The organism is Otariodibacter sp., assembly GCF_029256985.1.
Classification (GTDB): domain Bacteria; phylum Pseudomonadota; class Gammaproteobacteria; order Enterobacterales; family Pasteurellaceae; genus Otariodibacter.
In genome coordinates this window covers 1-9,755 of sequence record NZ_JARIDQ010000069.1, presented here as the reverse complement: position 1 = coordinate 9,755, position 9,755 = coordinate 1, and the positions used below count along the sequence as shown (strand labels likewise).

At 34.6% G+C, this 9,755-nt stretch carries 14 protein-coding genes; all 14 read left to right on the top strand.

From position 1 onward, the window contains the following. On the top strand, window positions 1-1,011 hold a 1,011-nt coding region (locus Q1J40_RS07040; protein ID WP_301099386.1), incomplete at its 5' end, for a beta-ketoacyl-ACP synthase. Between the two features lie 57 nt (window positions 1,012-1,068). Further along, entirely contained in the window at window positions 1,069-1,821 is a 753-nt protein-coding gene (locus tag Q1J40_RS07035) for a beta-ketoacyl synthase chain length factor (RefSeq protein WP_301099384.1), read from the top strand. Next, window positions 1,806-2,567, top strand: coding sequence for a lysophospholipid acyltransferase family protein (locus Q1J40_RS07030; protein WP_301099382.1), 762 nt, complete (start codon window positions 1,806-1,808; stop codon window positions 2,565-2,567). The genes Q1J40_RS07035 and Q1J40_RS07030 overlap by 16 nt, the downstream gene beginning before the upstream one ends. 3 nt (window positions 2,568-2,570) lie before the next feature. Then, window positions 2,571-2,828, top strand: coding sequence for a phosphopantetheine-binding protein (locus Q1J40_RS07025; protein WP_301099380.1), 258 nt, complete (start codon window positions 2,571-2,573; stop codon window positions 2,826-2,828). Window positions 2,829-2,837: 9 nt separating this feature from the next. Beyond that, a complete protein-coding gene (locus Q1J40_RS07020; protein WP_301099378.1) occupies window positions 2,838-3,092 on the top strand; it encodes an acyl carrier protein in 255 nt (84 codons plus the stop codon). An 18-nt stretch (window positions 3,093-3,110) separates the two neighbouring features. Then, window positions 3,111-3,749: an ApeI family dehydratase gene (locus tag Q1J40_RS07015; RefSeq protein WP_301099377.1), complete on the top strand. Its 639-nt coding sequence runs from the start codon at window positions 3,111-3,113 to the stop codon at window positions 3,747-3,749. Continuing rightward, window positions 3,739-4,296, top strand: a complete 558-nt coding sequence (locus Q1J40_RS07010) for a COG4648 family protein (RefSeq protein WP_301099376.1) — start codon at window positions 3,739-3,741, stop codon at window positions 4,294-4,296. Before Q1J40_RS07015 ends, Q1J40_RS07010 begins: the two co-directional genes overlap by 11 nt. Then, window positions 4,289-5,602 carry an AMP-binding enzyme gene (locus Q1J40_RS07005; protein ID WP_301099375.1) on the top strand — a complete coding sequence of 438 codons (1,314 nt, stop codon included), beginning with the start codon at window positions 4,289-4,291 and terminating at the stop codon, window positions 5,600-5,602. Before Q1J40_RS07010 ends, Q1J40_RS07005 begins: the two co-directional genes overlap by 8 nt. Then, window positions 5,602-6,333: a glycosyltransferase family 2 protein gene (locus Q1J40_RS07000; protein ID WP_301099374.1), complete on the top strand. Its 732-nt coding sequence runs from the start codon at window positions 5,602-5,604 to the stop codon at window positions 6,331-6,333. Before Q1J40_RS07005 ends, Q1J40_RS07000 begins: the two co-directional genes overlap by 1 nt. Beyond that, window positions 6,330-7,256, top strand: coding sequence for a lysophospholipid acyltransferase family protein (locus Q1J40_RS06995; protein WP_301099372.1), 927 nt, complete (start codon window positions 6,330-6,332; stop codon window positions 7,254-7,256). The genes Q1J40_RS07000 and Q1J40_RS06995 overlap by 4 nt, the downstream gene beginning before the upstream one ends. Window positions 7,257-7,286: 30 nt before the next feature. Beyond that, complete coding sequence (locus tag Q1J40_RS06990) at window positions 7,287-7,712, top strand: excinuclease ABC subunit A (protein WP_301099370.1); 426 nt, start codon at window positions 7,287-7,289, stop codon at window positions 7,710-7,712. Between the two features lie 74 nt (window positions 7,713-7,786). Beyond that, window positions 7,787-8,230, top strand: coding sequence for an acyl-CoA thioesterase (locus Q1J40_RS06985; RefSeq protein ID WP_301099388.1), 444 nt, complete (start codon window positions 7,787-7,789; stop codon window positions 8,228-8,230). Further along, window positions 8,227-8,817 carry a LolA family protein gene (locus Q1J40_RS06980; RefSeq protein ID WP_301099369.1) on the top strand — a complete coding sequence of 197 codons (591 nt, stop codon included), beginning with the start codon at window positions 8,227-8,229 and terminating at the stop codon, window positions 8,815-8,817. The genes Q1J40_RS06985 and Q1J40_RS06980 overlap by 4 nt, the downstream gene beginning before the upstream one ends. A gap of 9 nt (window positions 8,818-8,826) precedes the next feature. Continuing rightward, the coding region (locus Q1J40_RS06975; RefSeq protein WP_301099368.1) for an MMPL family transporter at window positions 8,827-9,755 on the top strand (929 nt) is incomplete at its 3' end.

Genomic DNA, 9,755 nt, shown 5'->3' with positions numbered 1-9,755 from the left:
TGTGTGGATGCTGCGGAGCAAGCGTTGCAATCAGCTGGTTTATATCGGGATGGACAAATTGATCCGATATTAAAAGATGGAAGAATGGGCGTTGCTTGCGGCTCATCAACGGGAAGTACTAAAGATACTCGTGATGTAGGAGAATTATTGATAACGGGATCTTCAGACAATTTTAGTGCAAATACTTACGTCAGAATGATGCCTCATACCACAGCGGCAAATATTGGTATTTTTTTTGGTTTAACTGGAAGAGTTATCCCTACCTCTAGTGCTTGTTCATCTGGTAGCCAAGGCATTGGATATGCTTATGAATCAATTAAATATGGTTTAATTCCAATGATGTTAGCTGGAGGTGGTGAAGAATTTTGCCCATCTGAGGTCTATGTTTTTGATTCTTTATATGCTGCTAGTCGTAATAATGCTCATCCAGATAAAACGCCTTGTCCTTATGATAAAAAACGCGATGGATTAGTTATTGGAGAAGGTGGCTGTATATTTGTATTAGAAGAATTGGAACATGCTTTAGCTCGAGGAGCCAACATTATTGCGGAAATTGTAGGATATGGTGCAAATAGTGATGGTAGCCATGTTACCCGACCTCAAAAGGAAACTATGCAACGTTGTATGGAAATAGCACTAAAAGATGCCAATATCACTCCTCAGCAAATAGGTTATGTAAATGGACACGGTACAGCCACAGAGCAAGGCGATATTGCTGAAACCTTGGCTGCTGAAGCTGTATTTGGGCATATTCCATTGAGTTCCCAAAAAAGTTATCTTGGCCACACGCTAGGAGCATGTGGTGCTTTAGAATCATGGTTCTCTATTGAGATGATGAGAGACGGTTGGTTTGCCCCAACAATCAACCTAGATGATATTGATGATCGATGTGGACAAGTTGATTATATACGAGGTGATGGTCGAGAAATCCAAACAGATTATGTAATGAATAATAATTTTGCCTTTGGTGGTATAAATACTTCCCTTATTTTTAAGCGCTGGGTTGAGTGAGCTGTTAAAAAATGTATATAACCTTTTACAAAATAATTAGAGGATTGATTTAAACTCATGGACAATCTAATTTGTCATTTTTCTTTTAATATTAGTCAATGGAATGTTGTTTGTAATAAGGCATTGAGTGCAGAGGATTGGAAGCTAGGGGCAAACCATTGGTTTGCAATCTCTGATTCACTTGAAGATATTAAACCTAAATTAGCTTTTTTGCCTCCCCTTAAACGTAGACGTCTAAGTGATTCGGCTAGATTATTTTTTGAAGCAGCATGGGAATTAACGGACAATGAAAGTAATTTACCTGTTGTTTATGCTTCCCTAAATAGTGAAATTAATCGTAGTTTTGCCTTATGGAAATCTCTGTTATCCGATGGCGATGTTTCTCCAACATCTTTTAGCTTATCTGTTCATAATGCTCTCGTTGGACAATGGTCAGAAATGCGACAGGTGAAAAACGAAACAACAGCAATTACCGCTACAAAAGATAATTTAGAAATTGCGATAATGGAGGCTTATTGTCTACTAAATGAAGGGCATGAGAAGGTGCTTGTTGTCATTGTGGAAAATCCATTAAGTCAGGATATTAATGTACACCCCGTAACTCGCCACCCTTTTGCTTATGCTTTAGCAATGATTATTGAAAAAGGTAATGACTACCAGCTCAGTTTATATTCAGACTCAAATACACGATTTGATCACTTAGATTTTTCAGATAATGCATTAACGTGGATAAAAAACTCTCATTTGGAGCAAAACCATTGGCAAACCCCAAATAGCCGAGGAGGATATTGGCAGTGGCAGAAAAATTAGATTGGATAAGGCGATTTCTAGCAACACTATTTGGATTTATTTTATTTGGTGTTGTAGGCGTTCTTTTTTTAATTATTCTTTACCCTTATACCAAAAAGTATCCAAATCAAGACCTCGCTACCCAGCTTGCGGGCAGGAAGATTGTCAGTAAAACATGGTGGTTTTTTGTAAAATATTTAACCTTTGCTGGTGTATTAGAGGTGACTTATCATGGATTTGAACGCCTTGGCAGAGAAGGACAACTTGTTCTTGCCAATCATCCATCATTATTAGATGTGGTACTTATCTTTAGTCAAGAACCCCGCTTTAACTGTATTGTAAAAAAAGATTTAATGACAAATCCTGCAATGACTAGCCCAATTAAGGCTTGCGGATTTTTACCTAATACAGAATCAGAAGAACTGTTAGAACAATGTGATAATATACTTAAAAATCAGTCACTTTTATTATTTCCGGAAGGAACCCGTACAGGATGGGATGGCGTCGTAAAATTGCACAGAGGCGCTGTGTCTATCGGTTTACGCAGTGCAAAAGTCATTACACCTATTGTCGTAAAAATGTCACCGTTTAATTTCAAAAAAGGGCAACCTTGGTATAAAATCCCTCCACGAAAAATTCATTACCAATTTATTGTGGGTGAAGATATTGATCCACAAACATGGCTCTCTGAAAAACCATTACCCATTGCATCTCGTAAGTTAAATGAATATTTAGAGAATTATTTCAATTTACATTCAAAGGATTAAAACATGGAACTTGAATTAGAATTAAAAAAATTAATCATTGATAGCTTGGCATTAGAGGACATCAATGTTGAAGATATCGATACAGATGCTCCATTATTTGGTGACGATGGTTTAGGTCTGGACTCTGTTGATGCATTAGAACTTGGATTAGCCATACAAAAACGTTTTGGTTTACAATTAGATAGTCAGCAACAAAATCTTCGTGAACATTTTGAAAGTGTGGCAACATTATCAACGTTTATTCGTTCTCAACAAGCTTAAGGAAGCAATATGACAGAACAAGAAATTTATCAGATATTAGTCGATGCATTAGGTTCTCTTTTTGAAATTGATAAAGAGCAAGTAACTCTAGAAACTAATTTATATGAAGATCTTGAAATAGATAGTATTGATGCGATCGATTTAATTGACTATATCAAACGTAAAACAGGATATAAGTTACAGGCTGAAGATTTTCGTAATGTACGAACAGTGAGTGATGTTGTTGAAGCTGTAAAAAAAATTAGTACGAATGCTCAACAATAAAAACAAATGGAAAATATATTGTTGAATAGTGTCGAATGTTGTCTAAAGAGTCATAATTTAATTTCTGATTGTTATTTTGCTCCTCATCCCCAACAAGCGGATCTCGTCGCTTGGATAGAATTATCAGAAGAAGGAATTCAGCTTTTTCGAGAAAAGGGACGTAAAGCGGTTATTGAGCAATTAAAGACTTGCCTTTTAGAGCAAAAAGGCGAGTTGGTTATCCCTAAATTATGGCATTTTACAGATAAATTACCTCGTGATAACCAGTCTAATATTGACGCTAGAATGTTTGAAAAAATATGCTTAACAGATATTGTAGATCCTATTTGGAGAGATAAAAAACAGCAAGATGAACAACTTTTTTTAAAAGGTAAGGTTCCAATTGATCTTACTTTTTTTAAAGGGCATTTTGCCAATTTTCCTCTTGTCCCTGGCGTTGTTGAATTACAATGGGTAAATGATCAAATTACCGAATTTTTGGGCTTAGAAAAAACGATTTTAAGGGTTGATAATCTTAAATTTCAAAAGTTCTTGCGTCCAAATGATGATATGGAATTGAATCTAAAATGGCAGCCTGAACATAATCGCGTTATTTTTCAATTAAAGGTAGATAATGAGATGTGCAGTAGTGGCCGAATTGTGTTTTATGATGAATAAATTTCGTCAAATAGTCACCATTTTATTAACATTAACTAGTGTTAGTTATCCCATTATTTGGATGTTGTCTGATGAACAGGGCAACATCCTTCATTATTTGCTCTATCTTATGGTTGTCTTGTGGGGGCTCAAAGGTATTTTCCAAAAAGGCATACAGCAATATTTTGCATTCTTTATGAGTGTATTATTGTTAATCATTGCCTTTACTCGTACAACATCAATGATGTTTTGGTATCCAGTCTTAATCAATATGGTTATGTTGATTATCTTTGGTTCCAGTCTATTTACGTCACAGACCATGATAGAGCGATTTGCCCGTCTAACTGATCCAAATTTATCTCTAAAAGGAATTCGCTATACTCGAAAAGTGACGCAAATTTGGTGTTTATTTTTTGTGCTTAATGGTGGGGTTACTATTCTATTAATATTACTGAAAGAATATCGATATTGGGCAGTATATACAGGTATGATTTCATATATTTTAATGGGATTGTTGATGTTAGCGGAATGGCTAGTGAGACAACGAGTGATGAGAAAAAATGGATAATTATCAAAAGAGTTTATTAAAACAGACTCACTTAGTTGCCATTAATCCTGAATGGCATATGTCTGATTTTGCACGTAGAGTACAACAAATACAGCAGCAACTTAAACAAGAAAATATTCAAAAAGTCGCATTATGGATTGAAGATGCTAGTCAATTTGCTTGTGTGCTTTTAGCCTGTCTAAATGCCAATTGTACAGTTTTATTACCCCCTAATTTATGGCCTGAAAATAAACAGTGGATAGAGGATAATACTGATATTTTCATCACATCTACTCAATTTCAAACCTATGGTATTTTGCAAAAAATTGATCGAAACCAACCGCTTGTAGATAAAAATAATTCAACAGAAATCTGGTTAAAAACCTCGGGTAGCAGTGGCAATGCAAAAATAATCAAAAAAACAGCTAAACAGATGTGGAAAGAAGCTGAAGTTTTATCTCAATCGTTGCCTCTTAGTAAAGGAAACCATATTGGTGTATTAGGCAGTGTGAGCGTTCAACATTTATATGGATTAACCTTTCGTATATTCCTAGCGATTGAAATGGGTTGGATATTGGGTAGAGAGCAATTACAGTATCCAGAATATCTGATTGCAGAAAGCCATCATTACCCACATGTAATTTGGATTAATAGCCCAACATTATTAGCCAATTTAAATGTAGATCACATCAAAGTGAATAATCTTACTGGGATTGTTTCATCGGGTGGTGTACTACATAGCCATATCGGTAATCATATTAGAGGAAAATTACGAATTCCACTCATCGAAATTTATGGAAGTACAGAGACGGGAGCGATTGCATTCCGTCAAGATGACTATTTATGGCGAGCATTCCCAGAATCAAAGATTGGTGTGAATGATGGGGTATTATGGGTTGAGTCTCCTTGGATTAGCCAGCGAGAACAAACAGCAGATGCTATTGAAATCGAAGAAAATGGTTTTCATCTGCTTGGTCGGGTTGATAGGATTGTAAAATTAGGGGATAAACGTGTTTCTTTGGTTAGGATTGAACAAGATTTATTATCTCATCCCTGGGTGATTGATTGTTATATTGGTATGCATCCAGAAAAATATCGCCCTGTTGCTTGGGTGGCATTAAATGCTAATGGAGTGAATATTCTTAAACAACATGATAGAAAGAAGCTTATTGAGCATTTAAAACAGCATCTGATACAAACTCAAGAACGTTTTGCGTTACCTCGTTTTTGGCGGTTCTGCCAGAGTCTTCCTCGTAATAGTCAATCTAAAATTCAGCAAAAAGATTTTGAAAAGGTTTGTTTTGCACAACAAGATGAGATTAATTAATGAAAAGCCAATTTAACCCTATTGTAATTATTCCTCATTATAATCATTCAAATACGATCGGTTCAGTCGTTAAGCGATTGAGAAAGCTTAATTTGCCTGTATTAATTGTGGATGATGGCTCAGAAGATAAGCATAAGGTAGTGTTAGCAGAATTAGTAAAGCAAGATGACATAAATGTGATGTACCGCCAACAAAATGGGGGAAAAGGTACGGCAGTAAAAGTAGGTTTGCTTGAAGCATTCAAGCAGGGATTTACTCATGCTTTACAGGTTGATGCCGATGGACAACATTGTATTGAGGATGCTGAGTTAATGCTCACAAAAAGTGAGCAATCACCTACATCATTAATTTGTGCAAATCCCATTTATAGTAATGATGCTCCTAAGGCTCGATTATATGGCAGAAAAATAACAAATTTCTGGATTGCAATTAATACTCTTTCCCTAGATATTCCTGATGGGATGTGTGGGTTTAGAATTTATCCGCTCCAGCAAGTTATCCCTATTGTAGAAGAAGAAAAAATTGGCAACTACATGGATTTTGATACGGAAATTTTGGTTAAAATACATTGGCGAAATATTCCTATGGTTTGGATAGATACTCCAGTCAAATATGAATTAGGAGGCGTATCCCATTTCCGAGGATGGAAAGATAATTGGTTAATTAGTAAAATGCATGCAAGATTATTTTTTGGCATGTTATTTAGATTGCTATCGGGTAAAAAGGTATGAGTACAGATCATTGGGCAAAACAGAATGAAAGAGGTACTCGTTTATTTTTAACAATTACTCGGTTAATTGTTAAGTACTTTCCACTTAGTATTATTCGATTTGTGACTTTTATGGTTGTAAGTTATTTTTTTATTACCGCTAAAAGTATGAGAAAAAATATTGCAGAATATCAACGTAATTTAAAAATCACTTATCCAAATATAGTTTTACCTAGATTTCCCGTTTTTCGTCAATTTCTTAATTTTGGTGAAGCTATTGTTGATCGTTTTGCGGTTTGGCAAAAAAAGATAAACTTTAACGATATAATTACCGATGATTTAGATAATCTTCTTCAAGATATGGAAAAAGATAACCAAAGAGGACAAATTTTAATTTGTTCTCATTTTGGTAATATTGAAGTTTGCCGGGCATTAGTAAACAGTGGGCAACATAAAAACTTTAAATTAAATATTTTAGTTCATAATCAACATGCTCAAGAATTTAATCGTGCTTTAGCTAAAGCTGGGGATGATGAGCTATCTCTGATTCAAGTTGTCGATCTTGATGCTCAGAAAATGTTAGAACTTCATGAACGTATTGAAAAAGGTGAATGGATTGCACTTGCGGTAGATCGTATTCCAATCAGAGGGGATAAAATAGAACCCGTAGAATTTTTGGGTCAAGAAGCGAATTTCCCTCAAGGAGCGTGGCTATTAGCGAGTATATTAAAGGTCCCTATTAATACAATTTTCTGTTTAAAAGAAAATAATCAATATAGATTAAAATTAAGACGTTTCTCCGATGGAATTAACGGGAGGGGTGTCGAACGACATAAAAGCATTAAACAAGCAATACAACGCTATGCAGAATTATTAGCTAAAGAGTGTAGAGATAATCCTTTATTATGGTTTAATTTCTATGCTTTTTGGCACAATAAAAATTGATTTAATTATTTACCTAAATAGGAGTTCTTTATGAAACTTATTAAACCACTTGTTGTGGCTTTCAGTGTCACTTTAATTGCAGCTTGTGCACCTAAAGATACGGTACATTATTACTCTATCCAAGATGCCTTAAACTCTCCACAAGCAAAACAAGTATTAGATCCAAATATTCAATTATCTTTTGCAAAACAAGCCTCAGGAAAAGTCCTTCAATCAGGGTTAGTAAGTAATAAGAAAACTAATGCGGTAAATAAGACAGATAAAGAAGCTTGCGAATGGGCATTTTTATCTGCAGTCAAACAATTCCAAGAGACAGCAAAATCTAATGGTGCAACCAAAGTAGGTAATCTTGTGAGTTACTATAAAAAGAATACTTATACTAGTTCAACACAATTTGAGTGTCATACAGGAAATATTATTGGTGGTGTTGCCTTAAAAGGGGATATCGTTAAATAATTTATTAAAGTGGTAAGATTTTGCAAATTTTTTCATTAATCTTACCGCTTGTTTTATCTGAGATTATTATGAAAATAAAAAAACATATTTATGCCCATCATAGTTCTGAATATGAAATTCCATTTTTTGATGTGGATTCCATGAATATTATGTGGCATGGACATTATGTAAAATATTTAGAAATGGCTCGTTGTGCTTTTTTAGAAGAAATTCACTATACGTATGATGTCATGCGTGAAAAAGGATATGGCTGGCCTATTGTTCAAATTAATTTAAAATATGTAAAACCTGCATTATTTCGACAAAAAATTAGAGTTAATTTAGCCGTTGTTGAATATGAAAGCTGTATCCGAATTGATTATGTGATTGTCGATGTTGCTTCAGGTAAGAAATTAACAACGGGTTCAACAACACAAGTTGCTGTTGATATTAATAGTGGGGAAATGCAATTACAAACTCCACAATCTTGGCGTGATGCTATTGAAAACTACCATTCATTTAACCCAAATAAAATATGAAAAAATATATTATCGCCCTAGCTTTATTCTTATTTTCTTCACTCTCTTTTGGCTTTTCTCAAGCTGATTTATTTGAATTACTGCAAAAACCAAATAATACCCAGGGAAATTTCACACAAAATAGGTTCTTAAAAGCGCTAAAGAATCCGATCGTTATTTCAGGTGAGTTCTCACTGATTAAAAATCAAGGCCTGTTATGGCATACTCAAAAGCCATTTGACAATTACCTCCGTGTTACTAAATCAGGGATCAATCAATGGAATGGCAAAAGTTGGGTTGACAATAATAAGTTAGGGGAAAGTGAGCAAGTCTCTCTCTTTCTTGGTTTACTGTCAGGAAACACCGATGCTCTAGATGACCAATTCCAGCTATCTCTACGAGGCTCTGATGCTCAATGGCAATTAACTTTAATTCCAGAAAGTTTATTAATGAAACAGATTTTTACTGAAATAGTATTAAATGGCGATGAGGTCGTCAAACAAATTGAACTTAAGGAAAAACAAGGTGATAGAACGCTTATCCAATTTAAAGATATTAAATTGAATGCACCAGTTTCTGCTTTTACTCAAAATGCATTAAAACCTTAGAGAATAAGTATGGGAAAATATTTAACATTATATCGTTGGGGTTATGGATTATTTTTATTATTCATTCTAGTGTTAGGTTTTTTCCAACTTAAAACAGCATGGTTACAAACGGATTTAATGCCATTATTACCCCAGAATCAAGCTTGGGCAGAAATCCAAAAACAAGCGGATAAAATACAAGAAGAAAAATTTAATAAAAAAGTGATTGCTTTGGTAGGTCATAAAGATTCAGGGAAAGCTTTTTTACTTGCACAACAAATAGAAAAAACATGGGAATCAAGTGATATATTCGAGCAAATAAATAGCACAATTAATCCAGATCTCGTCCAATTAAAACAAGAAATCTCACAATTAAGCCTCGCGGTTTTACCTAAAGCAATTCAAACTCAACTACTGACTCAACCAGAGTCTTATTTCCGGCAATATGTAGAAGAAATTATTAATCCTTTTCAACAGAGTAACTTATTATCATTAGATCAAGACTGGTTGGGATTTGGACGATATGCTTTATCACAATCTCAGTTACAAAGTGCGGTACAGTGGGATGCTGATACAGGGATGTTATTTGTAAAAAGTAATGATATGACTTGGGTATTGTTGCAAGGAGATTTAGTACAGCAAGATTTAATCAATCCTCAAACTAATATTCTTAATTTAGTTACGGACAACCAAAAAATAGTGGCACAACAAGAAGGGAAATTTCTAGTTACAGGCTCCGCTCTTTTTGCTAATGCAACCAAACAACAGGCAGAAAATGAAAGTACAACGATGAGTGTTGTTGGGATGAGCTTAACATTATTACTTTTACTTATTGCTTTTCGTTCTATTAGAGTACTTTGGTTATTTACCCCAATTTTGATTGGCATTTTAGGAGGAGTGGTTGTTACCATTTTAATCTTTGGACACATTCATATTCTAACGCTAGTCATTGGTACAAG

Bases quoted from the DNA above. Each gene is read 5' to 3' on its own strand.
- Q1J40_RS07035 (WP_301099384.1), top strand. From the start codon at position 1,069: ATGGACAATCTAATTTGTCATTTTTCTTTTAATATTAGTCAATGGAAT.
- Q1J40_RS07025 (WP_301099380.1), top strand. From the start codon at position 2,571: ATGGAACTTGAATTAGAATTAAAAAAATTAATCATTGATAGCTTGGCA.
- Q1J40_RS07020 (WP_301099378.1), top strand. From the start codon at position 2,838: ATGACAGAACAAGAAATTTATCAGATATTAGTCGATGCATTAGGTTCT.
- Q1J40_RS07010 (WP_301099376.1), top strand. From the start codon at position 3,739: ATGATGAATAAATTTCGTCAAATAGTCACCATTTTATTAACATTAACT.
- Q1J40_RS07005 (WP_301099375.1), top strand. From the start codon at position 4,289: ATGGATAATTATCAAAAGAGTTTATTAAAACAGACTCACTTAGTTGCC.
- Q1J40_RS07000 (WP_301099374.1), top strand. From the start codon at position 5,602: ATGAAAAGCCAATTTAACCCTATTGTAATTATTCCTCATTATAATCAT.
- Q1J40_RS06995 (WP_301099372.1), top strand. From the start codon at position 6,330: ATGAGTACAGATCATTGGGCAAAACAGAATGAAAGAGGTACTCGTTTA.
- Q1J40_RS06990 (WP_301099370.1), top strand. From the start codon at position 7,287: ATGAAACTTATTAAACCACTTGTTGTGGCTTTCAGTGTCACTTTAATT.
- Q1J40_RS06980 (WP_301099369.1), top strand. From the start codon at position 8,227: ATGAAAAAATATATTATCGCCCTAGCTTTATTCTTATTTTCTTCACTC.